The following is a 24,458-nucleotide window of genomic DNA, read 5'->3' on the forward strand; positions in this document are numbered from 1 at the left end:
GGGGAACGCAGGGACGAGTCAAGGAGGACCCGTGGCCGCAGCAAAGCGGGACCGTACCCACTTTCTGTACATAGCGGTGATCGCAGCCGTAGTACTCGGCATCACGGTGGGCTTCGCGGCTCCCGGGGTGGCCGTCGAGCTGAAGCCGCTCGGTACCGGCTTCGTCAACCTCATCAAGATGATGATCTCGCCAGTCATCTTCTGCACCATCGTGCTGGGCGTCGGATCCGTCAGGAAGGCCGCCAAGGTCGGCGCGGTCGGCGGCCTCGCCCTCGGCTACTTCATGCTGATGTCGACCGCCGCGCTCGGTATCGGCCTGCTCGTCGGCAACATTCTCCAGCCCGGTGCGGGTCTCCACATCACGGAGGCCAGCAAGGGCGTCGGCGCGGCCCAGGCCGAAGGCGCGAGCGAGTCCACCTCGGACTTCCTCCTCAGCATCATCCCGAAGACGATGGTCTCGTCCTTCACCGAGGGCTCGGTCCTCCAGACCCTGCTGATCGCCCTGCTCGCGGGCTTCGCGATCCAGGCGATGGGCAAGTCGGGCGAGCCGATCCTGCGCGGGATCGGGCACATCCAGCGCCTGGTCTTCCGCATCCTCGCGATGATCATGTGGGCCGCTCCGGTCGGTGCCTTCGGCGCCATCGCCGCCGTGGTCGGCGAGACGGGCATCGACGCGCTGAAGTCGCTCGCGATGATCATGATCGGGTTCTACGTCACCTGCGCGCTCTTCGTCTTCCTGGTCCTCGGCGCACTGCTGCGCCTGGTCGCGGGCATGAACATCTTCTCGCTGCTGAAGTACCTGGGCCGCGAGTTCCTGCTGATCCTCTCCACCTCCTCCTCCGAGTCGGCGCTGCCGCGTCTCATCGCGAAGATGGAGCACCTGGGTGTCAGCAAGCCCGTCGTCGGCATCACCGTGCCGACCGGCTACTCCTTCAACCTCGACGGCACCGCCATCTACCTGACGATGTCCTCGCTGTTCATCGCCGAGGCGATGGGCAACCCGCTGTCGATCGGTGAGCAGATCTCGCTGCTTCTCTTCATGATCATCGCCTCGAAGGGCGCGGCGGGTGTCACCGGAGCGGGTCTGGCGACCCTGGCCGGCGGGCTCCAGTCGCACCGCCCCGAGCTGGTCGACGGTGTCGGCCTGATCGTCGGCATCGACCGCTTCATGAGCGAGGCGCGCGCGATGACGAACTTCGCGGGCAACGCGGTCGCCACCGTACTGATCGGTACGTGGACGAAGGAGATCGACAAGGATCAGGTCGCCGAGGTCCTCGCGGGCAACCGGCCGTTCGACGAGAAGACGCTCGTGGACGACGGCCACGGCGGCGGTCACGACGACGCGGACGACGACGGTACGGCCGCGGACGCCGCACCCAAGGAGTCGGCGCCCGCGCCGCGCGACGGCGAGAAGGCCGGCGTCTGACCCCGACGCAGTAGGCCGCGTGGGTCCGCCGAGAGCCGCGCGGACCCACGAGGAACCACGAGGAACCCCGGCCGGGGCACCCCCCACTTCCCCCCGACCCCGGCCCCGCGAAAGACCGGCCCGTACGGAGACGCCTTCCGTACGGGCCGGTCCGCTGTTTCAGCGGGTGGTGCTGTTCAGCGCGTGGGCGGGGCCGCGTCGGCGGCGTCGGCCGCCCAGGCGACATGGCCGTCGGGGCGTACGAGCACCGCGCCCACCCCGGACCAGCCGGGGTGCGCGGAGGTGAGGCGGGCGCGGTACGGGACGGTGCCGGGCGGGGTCTCCGGTGTGCCCTCGCCGCGCCCGCCTCCGCCTTCGGCGAGGTCGGGGCTTCCGGCGAGGTCGAGCAGGACGTGCCGGCCGTCGCGCAGCAGATCGAACAGCCGGTACGGGCCGTCCGCCGGCCCCTCGGCGCCCGCGCCGCCCGCGCCGCCCGCACCGGCCGGGTCGAGCGCCAGATCGGGGGCGCGCCGCCCGGTCAGCGGGTGCACGGGGTCGCCCGGCGCGGGCGGATAGGCCACGGCCAGCCCGGACAGCCGCTCGGCGAGGTCCTGCGAGAAGGCCGGTACGGACGCGATCCGCCCGCCGATGAACGCGCGCAGCGCCAGCCCCTCCGTCGAGAAGCCCGTCATGAGGGCGGTCTGTGCCCGCGTGCTCTCCAGCAGCTCGGCCCCGACCGGGTGCCGCTCGTCGTGGTAGCTGTCCAACAGGGCCGCGGGCGCCGTGCCCCGCACGGTGGCGGCCAGCTTCCACCCCAGGTTGGTGGCGTCCTGGATGCCCACGTTGAGGCCGACGCCGCCGGACGGGAAGTGCATGTGCGCGGCGTCGCCCGCGAGCAGCACCCGCCCCGCGCGGTAGCGCGCGGCCTGCCGGGTCGCGTTGCCGAACCGGGAGAGCCAGACCGGGTCGCGCATGCCGAAGTCCCGGCCGGTGATCCCGGCGACCTTGGTCCGCAGCTCCTCCAGGGTGGGGTCACCGGCCGGGGCGGCCCCGAAGTCCTCCGGGGTGGCCCCGACGAAGCGGTGCAGGCCGCCGGGGATCCGTACGGCGAGCAGCCCGCCCCGGGGACCCCACACGGTGAGCCCCACCTCCGCGGGCGGGTCGTCCAGCACGACATCGCCGAGCCATCCCCAGATGGTGGCGTCGGTGCCGGGGAAGTCGATGCCCGCGGCGGCGCGCACCGTACTGCGGGTGCCGTCGCAGCCGACGACGTACGCCGCCTCCAGGGCGTACGGACCGTCGGGCCCCTCCACCTGTACGGTCACCGAGCCCGCCCCGGCCCCTGAGCCCGCTGCGGCCTCTGAGGTGGCCTCCGGGCCCGTCTCCGCCCCGTCCGCCCCCTGGGCGAGCCCGGTCACCCGGTGGCCGCGCAGGACCCGCGCACCGGCCGCCCGCGCGTGCGCCTCCAGCAGCTCCTCCGTACGGGCCTGGGGGAGCGCGAGGGTGAACGGGAACGGCGTGTCCAGCGCCGCGAAGTCCATCCGCTCCGCCAGCCCGCCGAAATGGCCCTCCGGGATGCGTACCCCTTCCGCGAGGAACGGCTCGGCGACCCCGCGGAAGGCCAGGTTCTCGATGGTGCGCGGATGGACGGTGAGCGCCCTGGAGTGCGGGCCCCTGGCCACCCGCGCCTCCAGGACGGTGACGGACACGCCGCCGAGCCGCAGCTCCGCCGCCAGCCACAGCCCGACCGGGCCGCCGCCGACGACGACCACCTCTTCCCTGGTCCGTACTCGGTTCCCCATGGGTTCCCCTCGCTTCCTGGTCACTGACCAATAGCCTCGGGACGAGTAGACTAGGTCAGTGACCAAAAAGCAACCGGGCGACCCCGGCAGGACCCGGCTCGACCCCGCCGCCGTGGCGCGCGCGGCGCTGGACCTGCTCGCGGAGAAAGGTGCCGACGCGGTGTCGGTACGCGCGGTCGCGGACCGGCTGGGCGTCCGGATGAACACCGTGCTCTGGCACGTGAAGACCAAGGCCGGGCTGCTGGACCTGATGGCGGACGCGATCGTCGCCGCCATGCCCCTGGACGGACTGCCGGAGCCCTGGGACGAGCGGGTGCGCGAGCTGACCGCCCGCTACCGCCGCGCGCTGCTCGCCCACCGCGACGGGGCCGCGATCGTGGCGGGCACGTACGCCGCCGAGCCCGCGACGCTGCGCAGCGCCGAGGCGATGGTCGCGGCGCTGCGCGCGGGCGGGCTCGGGGAGCGCGAGGCCGCGTGGGCCTGCTTCACCCTCGTCTACTACGTGCTCGGGCTGACGCAGGAGGAGCAGGCGGCCCCGGACGCGGTCGGCGACCGCCTCGCGCGGGCGCTCGCCGCGGGGGAGTACCCCGAGCTGAGCCGGGGCGTGCCGCACCTGACGGAGGCGACGTTCGACGAGCGCTTCGACTACGGGCTGGAGCTGATCCTGCGCTCACTGAGGGCCGCGGGGCGGGGCGCGTAGGCCCCGCGGCCCTCGTGCCGGTGGCCCGGCTACCAGGCCACCGGCAGGGTGTGCGGGAAGCGCCGGATGGTCTCCGTGTCCCAGGTCAGATCCTCGGCCGGCACCGCCAGCCGCAGGTCGGGGAAGCGCGCCAGCAGCCCCGCGAACGTCGCCTCCAGCTCCACCATCGCCAGGGGGGCGGCGATACAGCGGTGGCCGCCCCAGCCGAACGTCATGTGCGGGGTCGGCGGGCGGTCCGGATCGATGACGTCGGGCTCCGCGAACCGCTTCGGATCGCGGTTGGCCGTCAGATACGCGACCTGGACGTAGTCGCCCGCCTTGATCGTCACCCCGCCCAGCTCCACGTCCTCCAGGGCGATGCGCGGCAGGCCGACCCCCTTGCGGAACGGGATGTAGCGGAGCAGCTCGTCCAGGAGTCGGGACAGGTTCTCCGCGCCGCCGCGCGCCCGCTCCATCAGCTCCGGCCGGGTGAGCAGCAGATAGGCGATGTTGCTGATCTGGCACGTCGCCGTGTCGTGGCCGCTCAGCATCAGGGTCAACGACATGACCGCCAGATCCTGGTCGTCGAAGACGTCGTCGCCGTCCTTCGCGGCGGCCAGGGTGCTGATCAGATCGTCCCCCGGGGCCCGCCGCCGCTCGGTGACCAGGGTGCTGAAGTACGCGCGCAGCTCCCGCTTGGCGACGGCGGCGTCCTGCCCCTTCTCCGGCGCCGTCGACAGCAGGCTGTGGGCGTGACGCTGCATGGTCGGCCGGTCGGCGGGCGCGATCCCGAGCAGCGAGCAGATCGTCCGCTGCGGCAGCTCGTCCGACAGGTGGCGCACCAGATCGGCGGGCGACCCCTGCTCGGCCATGGCGTCGAGCAGTTCGTCCACGACCCCCTCGACGGCGGGCCGCATCCGGTCCACCTGGCTCTTCGTGAACGCCTGCGAGGCCAGCCGGCGCAGCCGGGTGGAGTGGGGCGGGTCCAGTACGTTGAGCGATTCGGCGAAGACCATCGGCTCCGGGGTCATCCGCGGATAGTCGTGCCCCACGACACCGGCCCGGCTGAGCCGCTGATCGATCGTCACCTGCCGTACCTCGTCGAAGTCGGTGACGAGCCAGGTCTCGTCGTCGCCGTACGGCAGCCGGATCCGGGTGACGGGCCCCCGGCTCATCAGCTCCGCGAGCGAGGGATCGAACTCCAGGCCCTCGCTGAAGTCGAACGGGCAGGTGGGGGTCGTACCGGTCGTACCGGTCTCGGTCATCGCGTACTCCAGCACGGGCGCGTCGGTGTTCTGAACGGGTGTCACGGAACGAGGGATACGTACCTCTCTCATATCGGGGATATGCCTGCTATCGGGCAAATGGCTACGAGTCGCCGTCCTCGAATATTTGCGGTATCAGCAAGTGTGTTTGCCGTCGCGCCGGGTACGGGCGCACCATCTCCGTCAACGGAGGTACTGCACATGACTGAGCCACAAGGACAGACGGACGGGACCCGGCGGGCACGGCGCTACGAGGTCGTGGTCATCGGCGGAGGAGCGGCGGGACTCAGCGGAGCCCTGACCCTGGCCAGGGCGCGCCGCTCGGTGCTGGTGATCGACGCGGGGCACCCGCGCAACGCCCCCGCGGACCACATCCACAACTACCTGGGACGCGAGGGGACCGCCCCGGCGCGGCTGCTGGCCCTGGGCCGGGAGGAGGCGACGGCGTACGGCGCCGAGATCCTTCAGGGCGAGGTGGCCACGGCGGAACGCCTCCCGGCCCCGGACGCCCCGGCCGCCCCGGCCCCGGACCCCTCGAATCCGGCCGCGCAGGCCCCGGACGCCCCAGGCGCCCCGGACTCGGCCGCCCCGGGAGGCTTCCGCGTCGTCCTCACCGACGGCACCGCGGTCGAGGCGGACCGGCTGCTGGTGACCACCGGCCTGGTGGACGAGCTGCCCCCCGTCCCCGGGCTGGCCGAGCGCTGGGGACGCGACGTCCTGCACTGCCCGTACTGCCACGGCTGGGAGGTCCGCGACCAGCCCGTCGGCGTCCTCGCGACCGGCCCGCTCGCCGTCCACCAGGCGCTGATGTGGCGGCAGTGGACCGACGACGTCACCCTGTTCACGCACACCAGGCCCGAACTCGCCGACGAGGAGTACGAGCGGCTCGCGGCCCGGGGCGTCGCCGTGGTCGAGGGTGAAGTGGTCGCCCTGGAGGTGACCGACGACCGCCTCACCGGTGTGACCCTGGCCGGCGGCCGGGTGATCCCCCGCGGCGCCCTGGTGACGGGGCCGCGCTTCACCGCACGCGCGGGCTTCCTCAAGGGGCTCGGCCTGGACGTCGCCGACCAGGAGATGGCCGGAGAGGTCATCGGCGCCACCGTGCCGTCCGACGCGTCCGGCGCCACATCGGTACCGGGCGTGTGGGTGGCCGGCAACGTCACCGGCATGGCGGAGACCGTCATCGGGGCCGCCGCGGCCGCCGTACGCGCCGCTTCGATGATCAACGCCGACCTGATCACCGAGGAGACGGCCCGCGCCGTCGCCGGGCGACGGGCCCTCGTCGGCGCGGCATGACCGGCCACCCCGTCGTCCGCTTCCCCCTTTCCCCTTGCCCCTTTCCGGTCTTTCCCGTCTTTCCCCTTTCCCGTCCGTGACGGACAACGCGAAGAACTAAGAAGAACTAGGGAGCCCACACGCATGCAGGACCACCACACCATCGCCCCTGGCGAGTCCCACGAGGAGTTCTGGGACGGCCGCTACGGAGTCAGCGAGCGGATCTGGAGCGGCGAGCCCAACACCGTCCTCGTCCGCGAGACCACCGGCCTGCCGCCCGGCCGCGCCCTGGACCTGGGCTGCGGCGAGGGGGCCGACGCGGTCTGGCTCGCGGAGCGCGGCTGGCACGTCACGGCCACCGACATCTCCCGCGTCGCCCTGGGCCGCGCGGCCCGGCACGCGGCGGACGCGGGGGTGGCCGACCGTATCGACTGGCAGTGGCACGACCTCACGGCCACGTTCCCGACGGGCGGATTCGACCTCGTCTCGGCCCACTTCCTGCACTCGCCCAGCGAGGAGTTCCCCCGCGAAAGGATCCTGCGCGCCGCCGCCGCGTCCGTGGCCCCGGGCGGCACCCTGCTGATCGTCGGCCACGCGGGCTTCCCGTCCTGGGACCCGAACCCGCCGAACGTGCACCTCCCCACCCCCGAGGAGGTGCTGGCCTCCCTCGAACTCCCGGAAGGCCAATGGGAGGTACTGCTCAACGCGGAGCACGAACGCCTCCAGACCGCCCCGGACGGCGAGCAGGTCACCCGTACGGACAACGCCCTCAAGCTGCGACGTTCGCGCGCCTGACCGTCGCCGTGGTCGCCGCCGCCCCCGCCGTGGTGAGCGCCAGGGCCACCAGCGCGGCGCTCACCCACACCGGCGCGCGGAAACCGTGCCCGGCCGCGAGGGCGAGCCCGCCGCACCACGGCCCGGCGGCGGCGCCCACGTTGAGGGCCGCCGTCGCGAACCCGCCCGCCAGGGTCGGCGCGCCCGTCGCCGCGTACAGCGCCTGCGAGATCAGGGTGGACCCGACGGCGAACGACAGTGCCCCCTGGACCAGGACGAGCACCGTCACCGCCGCCGGGCTGCCCGCCGTCACCGCGAGCACGACCCAGCCGGCCACCAGCGCGAGGCCGCCCACCACCAGGAGCGGCACGGGGCGTACGTCGGCGATCCGGCCCCCGGCGGTGACCCCGACGAACGAGCCCACCCCGAACAGCGCCAGCATCACGGGCACCCACACCGTGTTGAGACCGGTGACGGAGGTGACCAGCGGGGACAGATAGGTGAACGTGCAGAACGTCGCGCCGTTCACCAGGGCGCCCAGCACCAGTGTGACCAGCAGTCGCGGCTCGCGCAGCGCCCGGAACTCCGCCCGCGCACGCACACCCCCGGCCGCGCCCGCGCTCGGAGCGGCGCTCGACGACGGTACGGCCCGCAGGATCGCGAAGACGGCCGGCACCGACACCAGGGCCACCGCCCAGAACGCCGAGCGCCACCCCCAGACCTGCCCCAGCACCGCACCGGCGGGCACACCCACGACACACGCCATGGTCACACCGCCGAGCAGGGCGGAGGTGGCCCGTCCTGTCTTCGTACGGTCGACCATCGCGACCGCCGTCACCAGCGCCACCGCCAGGAACCCGGCATTGGCCAGCGCCCCGACGACCCGGGTGACGAGCAGTACGGCGTAGCTCGTGGTGAGCGCCCCGACGACATGGACCACCAGGAACGTCACCAGGAAGAGCAGCAGCGCGCGCCGCCGCGACCAGCGGCGGCTCACCACCGCCATCAACGGCGCGCCGACCACCATCCCCACGGCGAACGCCGAGGTCAGTGAGCCGGCGGCCGGAATGGACACCTGTAGATCGCGCGCGATGTCCGGCCCGAGGCCGGAGAGCATGAACTCGGACGTCCCTTGGGCGAAAACCGCCAGTCCGAGCAGGTAGAGAGCGAAAGGCACAGCGAGACTCCGTCACCACATCGTGGAAAGCATGGAAATGACCGCATGTCATCGCGCACCGGCCGAAGAACGGCAGGTGCGCGCGGGCCCGGCGGATCCGGTGAGGTGGGGAGGAGCGGGAGTCGCGACAGCGCATGTACGCATGGAGACAGCACGTGGGGACCGCACATGGACACATCACGGGGATGCGTCATGTGGGTACGTCACGTGAGTACGTCACGGGGGTACATGGAGACGTGCCGGCGCTACGGCCGGGCACACGCGGACTCGCCACCGGACGGCCGGTGGCTAGAGTCTTGACGCCTCAGGGCTGGACATGACGGCACCGTAACCAGCACGCGTACGCCCCGTCCAGTTCATTTCCCGGCGGACCGGACGGCTGATCCATACTGACCCCATGTGGAAGTGGTCGTTGACGTCCGTGGCGGTGAACCTGCTGCTGGGCGTTCCCGCGGTCGTACCGATCTTTCTGTGCTGGTACTTCGCCTCGAACTGGCCGCTCGCGGCCCTCGGCTGGACGCGGGGGGAGCCGACGGAGAACGACGGCATGCTGCCCTGGTTCCTGCTCGGGGCACCGGTGACGGTCGGGTTCGCGCTGCTCTGGTGGCTGGCCAACTACCCCGTCCGGCGCAGGGTCCCGCTGGACTCCCGGCTGTACTGGCCGGCCGGTGCGCTGCTGACCCTGGCGCCGACGTTCGTGCTCATGGCCGTTCTGTGAAGACCGACCCGGCTCAGCCGTACTCGTAGGTCAGCCGGGCGGTGAGTTGGGCGAGAAGGCCGCCGGGGCGCGCCTCGACGATGATGTTCTCGATGTCCTGGCGCGCCACGAACCCCTCGTCCGCCGCGTGGGAGAGGAACGTCAGGAGCGGCCGGTAGAACCCGTCCGTGTCGAGGAGCGCGCAGGGCTTGCGGTGGATGCCGAGTTGGGCCCACGTCAGGGCCTCGAAGAACTCCTCCGCGGTGCCGAGTCCGCCGGGCAGCGCCACGAAGGCGTCGCCCAGTTCGGCCATCATGGCCTTCCGCGCGTGCATGTCCGCCACGATTCGCAGTTCGGTGAGTCCGGTGTGGGCGATCTCGTGGTCGGCCAGGTGCTGCGGGATGACGCCCACCACCCGGGCCCCGCCCCGGAGGGCCGCGTCCGCCATGGCGCCCATCAGGCCCACCGAGGCCCCGCCGTACACCAGGTCCAGACCGGCGTCGGCCACCGCCCGGCCGAACGCGGCGGCTGCCGCCAGATGGACGGGGCGGCAGCCGGAGAACGCTCCACAGAATGCGGTGACCGCGGTCATGCGGCCGTTGTCATCGTCGTACTCGTACTCGTACTCGTGTTGAAAATCCTGGAGAATATCCGGTCCTGAAGGAAGCCGTGTTCGGCATGTCGAACGGCTATCATTCCGGCGAGTGTCTCCATCTGTTCGTCGGACAGGCTCGCGGGTGAGAGTGATTCCACCGCGACGGAATGCGTGGCGCACCATTCCAGAATCGCCTCGAATCCGTTGACGGATGCGAGAAAGGACCTTTGGTCCGGATTCTTCCACGCGGTGGCCAGTTCCTCCAGCGTGCTTTTCTCCGGGCCGTCGGGAACCAGCATGGTCCGTGCTCTGCGGGTCAGGTTCTCCACATGCCGCCGGCGGTCGGCGATGTGGAAGAGCCGTACGGTCGTGCGGAACGGGAGCTCGGGGAGGCGTTCCGCGAAGTCCCACAGCACCGAGATGGAACCGCCCTCGACGATCATGAACGGGTGGTCATCGCCGAGCGTGAGCAAGGTGCTGACCAGTCTCTCCACCGCTTCCGCCGCCGTGTAGTCCCCCTCGGCCACGGTTCGGTCGCCGAGCCAGAACCGCTGGACGTCGGTCACCTCGTCGCCGGCGCGGGCGCTGGTGGTGGCCAGGTCGGTGAAGCACTGGATCCGGTCGGCCACCACGATGGGGGCTCCCGTGATACGGGCGAGACCGGTGGCGGCGGCGCTCTTGCCCACCCCTGTGGGGCCCGCGACGACATGGATGAGTCGAGTGTTCTCCGTATGTGTGACGGCACCGCTGACGGCAGAGCTGATGGGCACGGGAAACTCCTTCGGCCGGTCATCTGACGATCACTCACGATAGGTCGAAGTGCCCCTAGGGAGTCACTAGTTGAAGTATTTACAACGTCATCGAACGGGAAAGTAGGCAAAGAGTTCCCCTTTGACGCGGCCTTAACTTGACTCGTGTCATCGACCGGCTTCTAACCTCGCAGAGAAGCAGTGCCAACTATGCGGACGGTGATGTGTGAACACCCTGCTGATTTCAGGAATGGGGCCGGAGTTTCCGAACCGGAGACTCCTGGCGGGTTCTTCCTTCGACACACGCACGGACGACGGCACCGGGAGGACGCGGGGGCGCCCGTTCGATCTGTCGCGGCTTCGGGTGGCCGGCGGCGACGGCGCGTACCTCCCCCTGCTGAGGCCACGACGTAACGGGAGCGGGGCCCGACCGGTGAGCGCGGTGCGCCTGGCCAACGGCGCGGATGCCGGTGCGTCGACCGCCCCGCCCGCGGCCCCGCATCTGACCACGTTCACCTTGCAGGCCATCCTCGACCGGGCCGGGATCGACTGCGTCACCTACCCCATCGAACGGATCTGGCGGAGCGGCGGGCCGGGAGACGGGAGGGGCGAAGGGGCGGGCGAGGACCCCGCGACCGTACGGGAACCACCGGAACCCGGCGGCGACTTCGACGCGATACTCCTGTCCACCACCTTCATCTGGGACCGCCGCACCCTGGGCCGCGCCGTCACCTGGGCGTCCCTGCGCTTCCCCGACACCCCTCTCGTGCTGGGCGGGCAGTACAGCAACCTCAAGTTCCAGCAGATCCTGGCCGACCACCCCGGCGTCCGCTTCATCGTCCGCGGCGACGCCGAGGAGTCGCTGCCCGCGCTGCTGCGCGCCCTGCGGACCGGTGGTGACATCGGCGCGATCCCCAACCTCGTGTGGCGCGACGGCGATACGGGACGGATCCGGCTGAGCCCCGTCAAGTACGCCGACCTGGAGGGGTTGCCCTCGCCCACCCTCGACGGCGCCTATCCCGTGGTGCCCTACGAGTCCATGCGCGGCTGCCCGTTCAGTTGCAAGTACTGCTCGTTCCCGGCCGCGTCCCCCAAGTGGCGCTACAAGTCGGCGCGGAAGATAGCGGACGACTGGGCCCGCTACCGCGACGACAACGGCGCCCAGTACATCAAGGCCCTCGACTCGACCTTCACCGTCCCGCCCACCCGGCTGCGCGCCCTGCTGCCGATGCTCGCGGAGACCAAGCTCGAATGGGAGGCGTACACCCGCGCCAACTCACTGCGCGACCGGAGTGTCGTCGACGCGTTGGAGGCGGCACACTGCCGGGCCCTGTCCATCGGGTTCGAGTCGATGAACGACACCACACTCGGCTACATGAACAAGAAGGTCACGGCGCGCGCCAACCGGACGGCCTTCGAACTCCTCTCCGGCAGCTCGATCCACCACTGGATCTCCTTCATCGTCGGATATCCCGGCGAGACCCCCGAACTGTACGAGGACACCCGCCAGTTCCTGGTCTCGGAGTACGAGGGGGAGTTCGGCCTCTATCCGTTCATGCTCAACGACGAGACCATGCCCGTCTGGCAGGACGCGGAGCGCTTCGGCCTTGAGGTCTTCGACCCCGAGGGCGAGTCCGAGCGGTGGACCCACCACGGGATGGACAGCGACACGGCCCACCGGCTGCGGCTCGACACCCTGCGGGACGTGCGCTGGAAGAACGACCGGGCCATCGCCCGCGTCTGGCAGCACGCGTACGACTCGCCCCTGCTGCCCGACCGCTCCGCGGCCCGGAACAGGGTGGTCGAGAAGCTGGTCGACCGTCTGGGCATGCTCGGCGCGGACTTCACCGACCCCGCCGAGACGGCCCGCCGGCAGCCGGCCCTCCTCGCCCAGCTCGCCGACCAGGGGGTCAGCGCCACCGCCGAGTGACAGAAGCGGTGGAGCGGCGGGGGAGGAAGCCCCGGGTGGTCCAATGGGGGTCCGGGACCATCGGGAAAGGTGAGTGGTGCGCGTGCGGGCCGTGGTGTTCGAGGAGTTCGGGCGGCTGCCCGAGGTACGGAACGTTCCCGACCCGGAGCCCGCCCCGGCCGGTGTGGTCGTACGGGTCGAGGCGACCGGCCTGTGCTGCAGCGACTGGCACGGCTGGATGGGCCACGACGAAGGGATCTCCCTGCCGCACGTGCCCGGCCATGAACTCGCCGGGCGCGTGGTGGCGGTGGGGGACGCCGTCGCGAACTGGCGCGTGGGGGACCGGGTCACGGTCCCCTTCGTCTGCGCCTGCGGTACGTGCCCGGCGTGCGTCGCCGGTGACCAGCAGGTCTGCGAGCGTCAGGAGCAGCCCGGGTTCACCTACTGGGGATCGTTCGCGGAGTACGTCACCGTGCCCCGCGCCGACACCAACCTCGTCGCCGTCCCCGACACCCTCTCGTTCGCCACCGCGGCGGCCCTCGGCTGCCGCTTCGCCACCGCCTACCGCGCCGTCGTCGCCCAGGGCCGCACCCGCCCCGGCGAGTGGGTCGCGGTCCACGGCTGCGGCGGGGTCGGCCTCTCCGCCGTGATGATCGCGGTGGCCGCGGGCGCGCGCGTGGTCGCCGTCGATGTCACCCCGGGCGCCCTGGAACTGGCCAGGAAGTTCGGCGCGGCGGTGTGCGTGAACGCCGGGGCGGTCCCCGACACGGCCGCCGCCGTACGGACGGCCACGGGCGGCGGCGCGCACGTCTCCCTCGACACCCTCGGCTCGGCGGCGACCTGCGCGGCGTCCGTGAAGGGCCTGCGGACCCGGGGCCGGCACGTACAGGTCGGGCTGCTCCCCGGGGACCGTACGCCCGTACCGATGGCCCACGTCGTCGCCCGCGAACTCGAAATCCTGGGCAGCCACGGCATGGCCGCCCACGCCTACCCGGAGATGATGCGCCAGATCGACGCGGGCACGCTCCGCCCCGACCTGCTGGTGTCCACGACCATCCCCCTGGACGCGGCCCCCGCCGCCCTGGCCGCGCTGAGCGACGGCTCGGCCGCGGGCATCACCGTCATCACCCCGCACACCGCCCCGTACACCGCCGGGTAGGGCTTCACAGGACGAAGGCCCTGGACACCGCCTCGGCCAGCGCCTGCCTGCGCCGCGCGTGCTCGGCAGGCGGCGCGTCCTCCGCCGCCGCGCCGGACAGGCCGGCGGACGACCAGGTCATCGCCATGGACATCAGCAGCGCGAGCACATCCTGCGGGGCGATCGAGGCGCGGACGAGGCCGTCGCGCTGCGCCTCGCCGATCGCCCGCAGCTTGGCGGCGCCCGCCGCCGTGTCGACCCCCCGGTTCGCGGTGCTCACGCCTTCGAGCCGCGCCCACGTGACCAGCCTGACCAGCTCGGGCCGCTGGACACAGGCGTCGTACAGCCCCAGGGCGTAGCCGGGGAGATCGTCGGCCGTGAACGGCGCGGCGTCGACGACGGCGTCCGCGTGCACGCCGAAGACGGCGTCGAAGAGGGAGAGCTTGTCGCCGAAGTAGGCGTAGAGCTGCGCCTTGTTGACACCCGCTGCGGCCGAGATGCGGTCGACCCGGGCGCCCGCGATGCCGTGGGCGGCGAAGTCGGCCGTGGCGGCGTCGAGGAGACGGCGGCGGGTGGCGTCAGCTTTGGCGGGGGACACGCGGAGCAGCTTACCAACCGGTTAGTTGCGGTCAGGGGCCGACGGCGTCTACTGTCCACCTAAAACCAACTAGTTAGTTTTTCTGGTGGGAGGCGGCACCCGATGACGGTGACAACAGTGCGCGCGTACGCGATGGAACGGCCCGGCGGCCCTGTACGCGTGCGGGAGTACGAGCCCGGACCCCTGGGCCCCCTGGAGGTCGCGGTCGACGTGACCCACTGCGGCATCTGCCGTACGGACGTGGACATGCTGGACGACGTGCACGGCATCACCGGATACCCGATCGTCGCGGGCCACGAGGCGGTCGGCGTCCTCCGGGCCCTGGGCAGCGCGGTCGACGGTACGCGGCTGGCGGTCGGGCAGCGCGTGGGCGTCGGCGCCATCGCGGGGTCGTGCTTCGCCTGCGAATGGTGCCTCAGTGGACGGCAGTACCTGTGCCCCGACAAGGACCGGACCGTGTTCCGCGGCGAAGGCGGCGGGTTCGCCACCCAGGTACGCGCGAGCGACTGGCGGCACGTCTACCCCCTCCCCGACGCCATCAGCCCCGAACAGGCCGGGCCCCTGCTGTGCGCCGGCGCGACGGTGTTCGCACCACTGCTGCGGCACGGAGTCCGCCCGACGGACCGCGTCGCCGTGGTCGGCGTGGGCGGCCTCGGCCACCTGGCGATCCAGTTCCTCGCGAAGTGGGGCTGCCACGTGACGGCCATCTCCTCGACCCCGGAGAAGGAGGCGGACGCCCGCCGCTTCGGCGCGCACGCGTTCCACGCGGCGAGCGACGGACTCGACCCGATCGCCGACTCCTTCGACTTCGTCCTCTCGACGGCCACCGCCGATCTGCCGTGGGACGCCTACCTCGCGACGCTGCGCCCGCACGGGACGCTGTGCGTCGTCGGCCTCCCGCACGAGGCGATGAGCGTCCCCGCGCTGAGCCTGCTGCTGGGCGAGAAGAAACTCGTGGGCGGCATCCCCGGCTCGCCCATCGAGAACCGCCAGATGCTCGACTTCGCGGCACGCCACGACATCCGACCCGAGGTCGAGACGTTCCCGGTCACGCGCATGGACGAAGCGCTCGCCCATGTACGAAACGGACGCGCGCGGTACCGGGCGGTGCTGGAGCTTTGAGGGGGCGGGGGCGGGGGTGCGGGTTGGCTTGTCGGGGTGGGCCGGGTTCGAGGGGGCGGGCTGCGGCGCCCAACTCACCACCGGCCCGCCCCGACAGGCCGACCCGCACCCACTCCCCCCGCACCACACCTCAGGCCCGGCCCTTTTGATGCAGGGCGAGGAATGCGTGTGCGGTGGTGGCCAGGGCGAGCATCAGCTCGTAGAGGTGGAGGGGCGGTGTGTCGGCGGTGAACCGTCGGCCGAGTTCGAGCAATGCGTAGGCGTCGCGGTGCAGTTGCCGTACGGCAGGTGTGTCGGTGGTGCCTCGGTACTCGCGTACGAGCAGTTCGAGGTGGTCGCGCAGAAGGAATACGGTGACGTCGACCCACTCCCGCTCGGGGAGGGCGGTCCGCTGGTCAAGGGCCTCGTCCACGGTGCGGGAGATGGTTGCCACGTCGATCGGGGGCGCCGGGTCGCCTGCGGTGACCGGCCGTTCCTGGAGGCGCCACCGGCTCAGCGCGGCACGCAGCCGACGCAGTGTGTCCGCGTCGGACACGAACGACGGGCCGACCCGGTCGCGCCAATGGGTGCCAGGAGTGCGGGGCGTGAGCGTCATCCGGCCGCCACCTCCCGCGTGGCGACGGTGCACCACGTACACGACCCGCGCCTGCCCCATGCCCGTGCCAGCTCTGACACCAGGAACATCCCTCGCCCGCTCTCCTCGTCGGGGCCGGGCAGCCGCACGGCGACGGGGGCGGGGGAGTGGTCGTCCACCTCGATCAGCACGATGCCGTTCCGGTCGTACGACAGCGAGAACCGCACCCGCTCGGCCTTCCCGTGCACCACGGCGTTGGTGACGATCTCGCTGACCAGGAGTTGTACGGTCGCGACCGCGTCGCCGCCGATGTCGTCCTGGCGGAGCACCGTGCCGGCGATGCGCCGCATGTGTGCGACGCGGTGGGGGTGGGCGCGGAAGGTGAGGCTCAGCCGCAGAGCGTCCCGTATCTCGACGGACGTGACGGGAAGGGGAGTTGCGCTCTGTGTCGAGGGGGGCATCGAGAGTCCTTACGGTCGAACCTTGGGGTTGCCGTCGCAGGCGCCGAGCATGCTCACGTTATGGAGTGAAACGGCTGCGCTGCGTGAGTAGCGGGTATAGCCTCGCATCGTGGCGGTAGCTCCCGGAAGTGGTCCGGCGAAAGTGCGCGAGCAAGTTGTGTCGTGAATTTCCTCTTGCGCACGAGTCGTTCACCTGGCGTTGGTGACTCCCGCTGTGGCGCAGAACGTTCCACTGGGCAGTGTGCGGAGAGGACGGCAGGCAATGACGGACACACAGGCGGCAACGCCCACTCTGTGTCGACTGCAACTGGGCAGTGAGCTGCGGCAAATCCGGCTCAAGAGGGGGCTGACGTCAACTCAGGTGGTCAAGAAGCTCATTTGGAGCCCGTCCAAGCTGACCCGACTGGAAACGGGGGAGAACGTAACCGTCGAGCCGGCCGACGTCATGGCGCTCTGCCAGATCTACGGGGTCGAACAGGAGGCCGCCGACCAGCTCAAGGAGTATGCGGCGGTCACCAAGACGAAGCGGGACTGGTGGCAATCGCCTGAGTACCGTCCGGTCATCGGCCCCGCTCCCAAGGCGTTCCTTGGCTTGGAGTCTTCAGCTTCTGCGGTGCACAGCTACAACTCCGAGTACGTGCCTGGTCTGTTCCAGACGGCAGACTACATTCGTGTGCTGCATCGGCATGCCCATGGCCACTGCTCCGACGAGGACATCGACCTCATGGTCGAACTGCGGCTGAAGAGGCAGGAGGTGCTTCGCCGCGATCCACCACTGAAGTGCGCCGTCGTCATAAATGAGGCGGTACTCCTTCGGCAGGTGGGCGGTCCATCGGTCATGAGGGCGCAGCTCGCCCAGATCATGGAGGCTGCTTCCGCGCCCCATGTAAACGTCCAGGTCGTTCCGTTCAAGGCTGGTGTCCACAGGGCGATGAACGGACCGTTCACGATCCTGCGGTTCCCGGACGGCTTCGCTCTGAAGCCGATCACGTACCTGGAGCACCTGGCCGATCACTGGGTTCTACGGCGGGAGGCTGATGTGGAGCTGTACGACGAGGCGTTCAATGAACTGCGAGCCTTGTCTCCGGGGCCGCAGGAGTCCTTGAGCCTGATCAAGAAAGCAATGGAGGAGCTTTGATACCGACGACAACCACGTCAGACGCGCTGACTGGTGTGGAGTGGTTCACTGCGAGCTACAGCAACGACAACAACGGCATGTGCGTCGAAAGCGCCCACCTCCCCGGTGGCCGCATAGCCGTGCGCGACTCCAAAACCCCCCACGGCCCCGCCTTTGTCTTCACCGGCCCCGCGTGGACCGCCTTCGTCCAGGCCGTGGGCGCCCAGTTGTAGGGCCCGGCCACCCGTCGGCCGGGTGTCTACGTCTCGTATGCTCCCGGCCATGAGTGACGGGGAGAGCGGCAGACGGGTCGTCGACGGCCGGTTCGAGTTGGAGGCGCGGCTCGGCGGGGGCGGGATGGGGACGGTGTGGCGGGCCCGGGATGTCGTGCTGGACCGGGTCGTCGCGTTGAAGGAGATGCGCCTGGTCGATCCGGTGCTCGCCGAGTACGACCCGGAGGCCGCGCATCTGCTGCGGGCCCGGGTGTTGCGGGAGGCCCGTGCGCTGGCGCGGGTCAACCATCCCAATGTCGTGACCATTCACCATGTCGTGGACAGTGACGCGTACCCGTACCCCTGGATCGTGATGGAGCTGGTCACCGGCGGGACGCTCCATGACCGGCTGGCCCGGGGGCCGATGGAGCCGGTCGAGGCGGCCGAGTTGGGGCGGGAGGTGCTGGCCGCGCTGCGGGCGGCGCACGGTGCGGGCATTCAGCACCGTGACGTGAAGCCGGCGAATGTGCTGCTGCGGCCGGACGGCCGGCCCGTGCTCACCGACTTCGGTATCGCCGCCATCCGGGAGGCGACCGCGCTGACCGCGACCGGGGCCATCATCGGCACCCCCGACTACATGGCCCCCGAGCGGATCAGTGGGGACGACGGCGGGCCCGGCTCGGATCTGTGGTCGCTGGCGATGATGCTGTACGTGGCCGTGGAGGGCCGGCATCCGCTGCGGAAGGGCTCGACCCTGGCCACGCTCGCCGCCGTCCTCAAGGAGCCGCTGCCGCCGCCCGTCAAGGCCGGGCCGCTGACCGCCGTCCTCAACGCCGTGCTCGTACGGGATCCGGCCGGGCGGCCGGACGCCGAGGCCGTGGACCGCATGCTGGCGGCCGTGGTGCGCGAGGCGGCGGAGCCGGAGTCCGGGAAGCCCGGGACGACGTCGTACCGCCTGGCTCCTCCGGTGACCCCCTCGGCGGTGACGCCGCAGGACGCCGTTCCGGCGGAGGCGGGCCCGCGTACCACCGTGCCGTACGGCGATGTTCCGCGACCGGCCGTGCTGACGCCGGGGAACGGGCGGTCCCGGGTGGCCCGCAGGGTCGCGATCGGGTCCTCGCTCGCCGGGACGGCGCTGACGGGCGTGCTCCTGTGGACGCTGCTGCCCGACATGGGCGACCTGACCTGGCCGAACGCGCCCGACTCGACCGGGCAGCCCGGGTCTTCACCGTCGTCGTCGCGGTCGACGGAGGCCGTCAAGGGTCTGCTGACGCCGACCGGTATCCGTACGGCGGTCAAGGAGCTCAAGGCGACGATGGGCACCGACCAGGTGGGCAGCTTCTCCGTGTACGCGGACTTCGTCTCCGCGCAGGGCATGGTCAAGGGCAGCGACAAGCGGTACGACACGTACACTTACCGTCCGGGCGAGGGCGTGACCAAGGGCCCGGCGGGCGGGACGCTCATAGGCGGTCAACTGCCGGTGAGTATCGACGTGTTCGACTGGGACGCGGTCCCCGCGCTGCTGAAGCGGGCCGCGAAGGACCTGAACATCGACAAGCCGACCTCGCGCTATCTCCTGATCAGGCAGCCGAACGCGCTCCTCGGCTCGTCGCCGGGCCTGACGCTCTATCTGACGAACGCGTACGGCAGCGGCTATCTGGAGGCCGACAGTAAGGGCAACGTCACGAAGGTGAACCCCGCGATGTCCTGAGCGCCGTTGCCCGGCCCCGTTCCTGAACCCTCGGGTCGCCTGCTACCGTCTGGGCCGAGGCAAATGGGGAGCACTCCCCATTTGCTGCACGGGTGGTGCTCCGGCGGCGGCCCGGAGGGATGGTGGGAGGGGCGGACGAGCTGTACAGGGGTCAGCTCGACGGCTCGGCGTACACGCCCGACTGGACGGTCACGCTCCGGGGGATCCTCGCCTTCCTCCGCGCGGCCTACGGTTCCCGGAGCCCGGAGGGATCGGCCGGCCGGCTCGGACGGGCGGCGCTGCGTGCCCGTACGGTCCCCGAGGAGGAGGTCCTCCGGGCCGTCCGGGCCCTGCTGAGGGAGGGGCCGGACGGCTGGCCGGACCGGTGGCCGGACCGGGCGTTGTGGGTACCGGCGGTGGACACGCGCACCGGCGCCTTGCGGGTCTTCACGTCGGGCGACGGGGTGAGCCTGGTCGACGCCGTCGCCGCGAGCTGCGCCGTACCGGTCGCCGGGGTGCGGGCCGGCGGTGCCGAGGTCGTTCTGCTCTCAGCGGCGTCCGCTGACGCGCGGCCTGCCTGTCCGCTGTCTCAGCCGAACGGGATCCGTACCACCGACTGGTTGCCGATGCCGAGCGTGCTCGCGCCGTTGCCGATGGCGTTCCAGACCTCGATACGGACCTTGCCGTTGACCAGGTTTCCGTGGGATCCGGTGGCCGACTTCAGCCCCCTCGCCTGCGTGTAGTGCTCGTACCCGGCGACGGGGTCGGTCGCGAAGTACTGGTACGTCTCCGTACGGTCCCAGGTGCCGTCGCCCGTACGGTCGTAACTCACCCGCACCTGCTGGCCGTTGCCGACCGTCGTGCCCGCGTCCACGGAGAGGTCGAACTGCGTGGCGCCGCCGTTGTACGTCCGGGTGATGGCGCCGGAGGTGAAGACCTGCGGGCTGTTCACCGTGCCGTCGTGGTTGACGCCGCCCGCCGAGGCGATCGTCGCCGTCGCGGCGGAGCCGGTGGAGTCGCCGAGGCCGCCGCCCGCCCGCGCGTACAGCGTGGAGGAGCCGGTCGGCGGATCGGTGGGCGGGTCGGTGGGCGGCGTGCTGCCGCCGCTGGTCCAGACGGCCACGTAGTCGACGAGCATCGGGTGGCCGGGGACGGTGGCGGCGGTCGGGGTCTGGCCGCCGAGCGCGTCGGGGAACGCGCCGCCGATCGCGACGTTGAGCAGGATGAAGTACCCGGCGTGGTCGGTCATGTTGGACCAGGTCGTGGCGTCCATCTGGTTCTGGCTGACGGAGTGGAAGAGCTGGTCGTCCACGTACCAGCGCAGTTGGTTCGGGGTGGCCGTGCGGTCCCACTCGAAGCGGTAGGTGTGGAAGGCGGACTGGCAACTCGACCCGGGGCAGGCCCTGCTGGCGCCGAGGCCGGTCGTCTCGTTGCAGGGGCCGCCCGGGTTCACGCCGCAATGCAGCACGCCCCAGACCGAGTTGAGGCCGTTGACGTTCTCCATGATGTCGAACTCGCCGGTGGCCGGCCAGTTCCAGTAGTTGCCCCGGTACGGGGAGCCGAGCGCCCAGAACGCGGGCCAGTAGCCGAGCGCGGCGCTGCCCGTCACGTTCGGCATCTGGATACGGCCCTCCATGCGGAGCGTGCCGCCCGCCGGAGCCTTGAAGTCGGCGCGCTGGGTCTCGATCCGGGCCGAGGTCCAGTTGCCCGCGCCGTCCCTCAGCGGGGTGATCCGGAGGTTGCCGTTGCCGTCGAGGCTGAGGTTGTTCGCGTTCGCGGTGTAGTTCTGGATCTCGCCGGTGCCCCAGTTGCCGGGCCCGCCGGGGTAGCCGTGACCGGTGTCGATCTGCCAGTTCGCGGCGGAGGGCGAGGCTCCGGCCGCGCCGTTGAAGTCGTCGCTCCATTGGAGCGTCCAGCCGGGCGCGGGCGGGATGGCGCCCTGGGCGGTGCCCGCGCCGGTGACGCCGACGAAGCCCGCCAGGGCGACGACCAGGGCGATGAGCGCGGCGAGGACGGGCGTGCGGGGCGTGCGTCTTACGTGGCTCGTGCTCAAGGAACACCTCCGGTACGGATGGTGCGCGGGGATGGTGCAGGCGAGGTCGCCACGAGGGATGAGAGCGCTCTCAGTGCTGTCAGTACGTCTTGTAGCGGCGCCCCGGCCGGTCGTCAATGGATCGGACCGCCCCCGTCCCCGCCCCCGTGCTCGCCCTCTCCTTCTCCCCGTCCCTCTCCCTTTCCCGTCCCGGGCTTTGCCTTGACGTCGGCGTCAAGGATTACGGTCGGTGTCATGCGCATCGGTGAGCTGGCGAGGCGGGCCGGGACCACCACCCGGGCCCTGCGGTACTACGAATCGCGCGGGCTGCTGCCCGCGCGGCGTGCGGTGAACGGCTACCGCGCGTACGACGAGAGCGATCTGCGCCTCCTCCGGCAGATCAGGACCCTCCAGGACTTCGGGTTCGACCTGGAGGAGACGCGGCCGTTCGTCGAGTGCCTGCGCGCCGGGCATCCGGCCGGGGACTCCTGCCCCGCCTCGCTCGACGTGTACCGGCGCAAGCTGACCGAGCTGGACGGTCTGATCGACCAGCTCGTCTCCGTACGGGCCCAGGTGGGCGAACAGCTCGCGCGCGCCGAGGCGTTCCGGGCGGAGACGGATCCGCTGTGCGCGATGACGGCCGTACCCGTGGACGAACGAAGGGATGAGAGATGATCGAGATCAAGGGCGTCGACTCCGTGACCGACGCGGACTTCGACGAGAAGGTCCTGGCGGAGGGGAGCCTGCCGGTCCTGGTGGAGTTCACCGCCGACTGGTGCCCGCCGTGCCGCCAGATCGCGCCGGTCCTGGCCGCCGTGGCCGAGGAGGAGCGCGGCCGGATCAGGATCGTCCAGCTCGATGTGGACACCAATCCGGCGACCACAGCGCGGTACGGCGTCCTGGCGATGCCGACGCTGATGGTGTTCCAGGCGGGTGAGCCGGTGAAATCGATGGTCGGCGCCCGCGCGAAGCGCACGCTGCTGCGGGAGTTGGAGGACGTACTCCCGGCGACCGCCCACCAGGTCTGACGGGAGCCGGAGCTGACGGGAGCCGGAGTCGGCGGGGCCGACCGCCGGGCCGGTGGTCGGCCCGCCGGTCTCACATGGCCGGCGGGATGTGCCCGGAGGTCAGCATCTCGATCAGGTCTTCTGTGTCGTCGTTCTGCTTGTCGCCGTACGCCTTGCGCAGCTCGCGTTCGGATTTGATCGAGTCCGAGGCGGACGCCGGGTTGGAGATGATCAGGCCCTTCGGCAGCGGCCTGCCGGTCATGGCCTCCCAGACGTCGGAGGCGAAGCTGGCGCAGTTGTACAGGGTGAGGTTGTACTTGGCGTCCTTCCTGGCGAACGCCGCCTGGTAGCCGTGCAGCACCTGTTCGAGCCCGACGCTCGCGGTCTTCTGCTCCTTGTCGCCGCCGTGCCCGTCGGGGCAGATGATCTCCCCGGGAACGCTGAGGAGCGGGGAGGGCGTCTGCGGATAGAACCCGAACTCCGTCGAGTCACCGAGCGGGGAGGTGATTTCGAGCCAGACGTGGCCCACCTCGCCCTCGTCGCGGAACTCGCTGCTCGTCCAGGGCGCCCCGGGGTCGATCTTCGCCTTGACGGTCCACTTCTTGTCCTGTGCCTCCGGCGCGATCATGCCCTTCCTGATCACCGTCCGCAGCGCCCGCAGGCTCTTGTGGTACGGCAGTCGGGCTTCCTGCTCGGGGGTCGGGGCGTCCGCGGCGGGCTTCGCCGGGGCCTCCGTCTCCGATTCCGTCTCGGAGTCCGAATCGAAGTGGAACACCGAGCGCGGCTCAGGAGCAGGAGCCTGAGTGGACGCCGCCGCCGTGTCCGTGGGTACGCGCTGGACGGCCGGCTCCTCGGTGGAGTTCCGTCCGTCGCCGCGCAGCATCTGTACCGCGACGGCGTTGCCGGCGGTGGACTGGACGTAGGACAGCGTGGCCGGATCGGACGGCACCGTCCGCGGGCCGGACAGCGGTTCCGGGGACAGGGCGCGGGCGGGAGGCCGGCCAGGTGCACGCCCTCCGTGCCTTCCGTCGCCCTGTACTTCTTCGCGGGTGTGCCTCGGCGCTCTCATCCCGCCACACCCTTACCGACGGGTGGCGCCCGGGGGAACGGTCGCCCGTACCTCCCCGAGGGCAACCGATCTGCCCGAAAGGACGCTTCCCTCCCCCGCGCCGGGGTGCTGCGATCGCACCGAGATTAATTCATGGTTACGAGGCCGCAGTTGGGGTGTACGAGCCTTGACGCGTGTCGACGGCACCCTCCACACTCTTCCTCGTGAACGGTCAGGAATCCACAGGAACGGGCATTCGCCGTGCTGCCCGCTGAACGACATCGCCGTATCTGTGAGGCGCTTCGCGCGCAGCGGATCGTCTCCACGGAGGACTTCTCCCGCATGCTGGACGTCTCCCAGGAGACGGTCCGCCGGGACCTGGTCACCCTCGAACGCCGGGGCCTGCTGGTGCGGGTGCACGGCGGGGCGACCAATACCGCGGGCGGGTTCGGCGAGGAAGCGCCGTTCGACGAGCGGTCCGGGATGGAGCGGCAGGCCAAGGTGGCCATCGGGGCCGCCGCGGCGGCGCTGGTGCGCCCCGGCCAGACCGTGGTGATCGACATCGGTACGACGGCGGTGGAGGTCGCCCGCGCGCTGCCCTCCGACCACCGCGGCATCGTCGCCACCTGCTCGCTGCTGGTCGCCGCCGAACTGGCCGGGCGCCCGCATGTCGAAGTCCTGGTCAGCGGCGGCCGGTTGCGCGCGGGCGATCTGGCCTGTTCCAACGCGCAGGCGCTGGCGTTCTTCGCGGACATCCGCGCCGATGTGGCGTTCCTGGGCTCCGGCGGGGTGGACGCCTCGGCCGGGCTGACCGACTTCCACCTCGACGAGGTGGCCACCCGGCGGGTGATGCTCGCCAACACCGTCCGCTCGTACATCCTCGCGGACTCCAGCAAGTTCGGCCGGGTGGCGCCGTACCGCGTCTGCGGTCTGGAGGACGTCGACGGGCTGATCACCGACGCCCGCCCCTCCCCGACGCTGGAAGCGGGCATGGAGCGCTCCGGTGGTGTGGTCGTCGTCGCCTAGGGCGGAACGCGGAAGCGCGCGTACGTGAAGAAAAGCGGTCAGGTGACGCGGCTACGTCACCTGACCATGACCGAAATCCCCACCTATCAACGTAAAGGAGTCGATC

At 71.1% G+C, this 24,458-nt stretch carries 24 protein-coding genes; 14 read left to right on the forward strand and 10 right to left on the reverse strand.

The window, feature by feature from the left end:
- Positions 1–31: 31 nt before the first annotated feature.
- On the forward strand, positions 32–1,426 hold the full coding sequence (locus ACIO3P_RS34295; RefSeq protein WP_329829559.1) for a cation:dicarboxylate symporter family transporter: 1,395 nt from the start codon (positions 32–34) through the stop codon (positions 1,424–1,426).
- Between the two features lie 176 nt (positions 1,427–1,602).
- Here the strand turns inward: ACIO3P_RS34295 and ACIO3P_RS34300 are convergent, their stop codons facing one another.
- Complete coding sequence (locus ACIO3P_RS34300) at positions 1,603–3,207, reverse strand: FAD-dependent monooxygenase (protein WP_401851047.1); 1,605 nt, start codon at positions 3,205–3,207, stop codon at positions 1,603–1,605.
- Between the two features lie 58 nt (positions 3,208–3,265).
- Between ACIO3P_RS34300 and ACIO3P_RS34305 the strand changes: the two genes are divergently transcribed.
- On the forward strand, positions 3,266–3,907 hold the full coding sequence (locus ACIO3P_RS34305; RefSeq protein ID WP_329829561.1) for a TetR/AcrR family transcriptional regulator C-terminal domain-containing protein: 642 nt from the start codon (positions 3,266–3,268) through the stop codon (positions 3,905–3,907).
- Between the two features lie 29 nt (positions 3,908–3,936).
- Here ACIO3P_RS34305 and ACIO3P_RS34310 read toward each other — a convergent pair whose 3' ends face one another.
- Positions 3,937–5,151: a cytochrome P450 gene (locus ACIO3P_RS34310; protein ID WP_329829710.1), complete on the reverse strand. Its 1,215-nt coding sequence runs from the start codon at positions 5,149–5,151 to the stop codon at positions 3,937–3,939.
- A 201-nt stretch (positions 5,152–5,352) separates the two neighbouring features.
- On the opposite strand from ACIO3P_RS34310, the gene ACIO3P_RS34315 reads away from it, so the two are divergent.
- Together ACIO3P_RS34315 and ACIO3P_RS34320 are read left to right on the forward strand one after the other, a co-directional pair.
- Complete coding sequence (locus ACIO3P_RS34315; RefSeq protein ID WP_329829562.1) at positions 5,353–6,447, forward strand: NAD(P)/FAD-dependent oxidoreductase; 1,095 nt, start codon at positions 5,353–5,355, stop codon at positions 6,445–6,447.
- Positions 6,448–6,570: 123 nt separating this feature from the next.
- A complete protein-coding gene (locus tag ACIO3P_RS34320; RefSeq protein WP_401851044.1) occupies positions 6,571–7,221 on the forward strand; it encodes an SAM-dependent methyltransferase in 651 nt (216 codons plus the stop codon).
- Here the strand turns inward: ACIO3P_RS34320 and ACIO3P_RS34325 are convergent.
- The gene (locus tag ACIO3P_RS34325; protein WP_329829564.1) at positions 7,196–8,377 is read right to left on the reverse strand and encodes a Cmx/CmrA family chloramphenicol efflux MFS transporter; all 1,182 of its coding nucleotides are present in this window, start codon (positions 8,375–8,377) and stop codon (positions 7,196–7,198) included. The two genes, ACIO3P_RS34320 and ACIO3P_RS34325, sit on opposite strands and share 26 nt — an antisense overlap.
- Before the next feature lie 397 nt (positions 8,378–8,774).
- Between ACIO3P_RS34325 and ACIO3P_RS34330 the strand changes: the two genes are divergently transcribed.
- Positions 8,775–9,095 (forward strand): hypothetical protein, encoded by a 321-nt coding sequence (locus tag ACIO3P_RS34330; RefSeq protein ID WP_401851041.1) that lies wholly within the window; start codon positions 8,775–8,777, stop codon positions 9,093–9,095.
- A gap of 13 nt (positions 9,096–9,108) precedes the next feature.
- On the opposite strand, the gene ACIO3P_RS34335 is transcribed toward ACIO3P_RS34330, so the two are convergent.
- Positions 9,109–9,666, reverse strand: a complete 558-nt coding sequence (locus tag ACIO3P_RS34335; protein ID WP_329829566.1) for a TIGR00730 family Rossman fold protein — start codon at positions 9,664–9,666, stop codon at positions 9,109–9,111.
- On the reverse strand, positions 9,663–10,439 hold the full coding sequence (locus ACIO3P_RS34340) for an isopentenyl transferase family protein (RefSeq protein ID WP_401851038.1): 777 nt from the start codon (positions 10,437–10,439) through the stop codon (positions 9,663–9,665). Before ACIO3P_RS34340 ends, ACIO3P_RS34335 begins: the two co-directional genes overlap by 4 nt.
- 412 nt (positions 10,440–10,851) lie before the next feature.
- Between ACIO3P_RS34340 and ACIO3P_RS34345 the strand changes: the two genes are divergently transcribed.
- The gene (locus ACIO3P_RS34345) at positions 10,852–12,348 is read left to right on the forward strand and encodes a B12-binding domain-containing radical SAM protein (protein ID WP_401851035.1); all 1,497 of its coding nucleotides are present in this window, start codon (positions 10,852–10,854) and stop codon (positions 12,346–12,348) included.
- Between the two features lie 82 nt (positions 12,349–12,430).
- Entirely contained in the window at positions 12,431–13,486 is a 1,056-nt protein-coding gene (locus tag ACIO3P_RS34350; protein WP_401851032.1) for a zinc-dependent alcohol dehydrogenase family protein, read from the forward strand.
- Between the two features lie 4 nt (positions 13,487–13,490).
- Here the strand turns inward: ACIO3P_RS34350 and ACIO3P_RS34355 are convergent, their stop codons facing one another.
- Entirely contained in the window at positions 13,491–14,063 is a 573-nt protein-coding gene (locus tag ACIO3P_RS34355; RefSeq protein WP_401851030.1) for a TetR family transcriptional regulator, read from the reverse strand.
- 102 nt (positions 14,064–14,165) lie between these two features.
- Here ACIO3P_RS34355 and ACIO3P_RS34360 point away from each other — a divergent pair, with 102 nt between their 5' ends.
- Entirely contained in the window at positions 14,166–15,185 is a 1,020-nt protein-coding gene (locus ACIO3P_RS34360; protein ID WP_401851027.1) for an NAD(P)-dependent alcohol dehydrogenase, read from the forward strand.
- 130 nt (positions 15,186–15,315) lie between these two features.
- On the opposite strand, the gene ACIO3P_RS34365 is transcribed toward ACIO3P_RS34360, so the two are convergent.
- Entirely contained in the window at positions 15,316–15,780 is a 465-nt protein-coding gene (locus ACIO3P_RS34365) for a hypothetical protein (protein WP_401851024.1), read from the reverse strand.
- Positions 15,777–16,220: an ATP-binding protein gene (locus ACIO3P_RS34370; protein ID WP_401851021.1), complete on the reverse strand. Its 444-nt coding sequence runs from the start codon at positions 16,218–16,220 to the stop codon at positions 15,777–15,779. The genes ACIO3P_RS34365 and ACIO3P_RS34370 overlap by 4 nt, the downstream gene beginning before the upstream one ends.
- 262 nt (positions 16,221–16,482) lie before the next feature.
- Between ACIO3P_RS34370 and ACIO3P_RS34375 the strand changes: the two genes are divergently transcribed.
- Genes ACIO3P_RS34375 through ACIO3P_RS34385 form a run of 3 tightly spaced genes read left to right on the forward strand, consistent with a single transcriptional unit; the run spans position 16,483 to position 19,260 of the window.
- A complete protein-coding gene (locus tag ACIO3P_RS34375) occupies positions 16,483–17,358 on the forward strand; it encodes a helix-turn-helix domain-containing protein (RefSeq protein ID WP_401791197.1) in 876 nt (291 codons plus the stop codon).
- Between the two features lie 35 nt (positions 17,359–17,393).
- A complete protein-coding gene (locus tag ACIO3P_RS34380) occupies positions 17,394–17,570 on the forward strand; it encodes a DUF397 domain-containing protein (RefSeq protein ID WP_401791195.1) in 177 nt (58 codons plus the stop codon).
- Between the two features lie 49 nt (positions 17,571–17,619).
- On the forward strand, positions 17,620–19,260 hold the full coding sequence (locus ACIO3P_RS34385) for a protein kinase (protein ID WP_401851018.1): 1,641 nt from the start codon (positions 17,620–17,622) through the stop codon (positions 19,258–19,260).
- A 568-nt stretch (positions 19,261–19,828) separates the two neighbouring features.
- On the opposite strand, the gene ACIO3P_RS34390 is transcribed toward ACIO3P_RS34385, so the two are convergent.
- Positions 19,829–21,292, reverse strand: coding sequence for a glycoside hydrolase family 16 protein (locus tag ACIO3P_RS34390; RefSeq protein ID WP_401851016.1), 1,464 nt, complete (start codon positions 21,290–21,292; stop codon positions 19,829–19,831).
- Positions 21,293–21,526: 234 nt separating this feature from the next.
- Here ACIO3P_RS34390 and ACIO3P_RS34395 point away from each other — a divergent pair, with 234 nt between their 5' ends.
- Positions 21,527–21,946: a MerR family transcriptional regulator gene (locus tag ACIO3P_RS34395; protein WP_329829578.1), complete on the forward strand. Its 420-nt coding sequence runs from the start codon at positions 21,527–21,529 to the stop codon at positions 21,944–21,946.
- Entirely contained in the window at positions 21,943–22,299 is a 357-nt protein-coding gene (locus ACIO3P_RS34400) for a thioredoxin domain-containing protein (protein ID WP_329829579.1), read from the forward strand. Before ACIO3P_RS34395 ends, ACIO3P_RS34400 begins: the two co-directional genes overlap by 4 nt.
- Positions 22,300–22,369: 70 nt before the next feature.
- Here ACIO3P_RS34400 and ACIO3P_RS34405 read toward each other — a convergent pair whose 3' ends face one another.
- Entirely contained in the window at positions 22,370–23,227 is an 858-nt protein-coding gene (locus ACIO3P_RS34405; protein WP_329829580.1) for a hypothetical protein, read from the reverse strand.
- Between the two features lie 360 nt (positions 23,228–23,587).
- Between ACIO3P_RS34405 and ACIO3P_RS34410 the strand changes: the two genes are divergently transcribed.
- Complete coding sequence (locus tag ACIO3P_RS34410; RefSeq protein WP_329829581.1) at positions 23,588–24,352, forward strand: DeoR/GlpR family DNA-binding transcription regulator; 765 nt, start codon at positions 23,588–23,590, stop codon at positions 24,350–24,352.
- Positions 24,353–24,458 lie beyond the last annotated feature (106 nt).

The sequence above is a fragment of the Streptomyces sp. NPDC087310 genome (assembly GCF_044744405.1).
Lineage (GTDB): Bacteria > Actinomycetota > Actinomycetes > Streptomycetales > Streptomycetaceae > Streptomyces.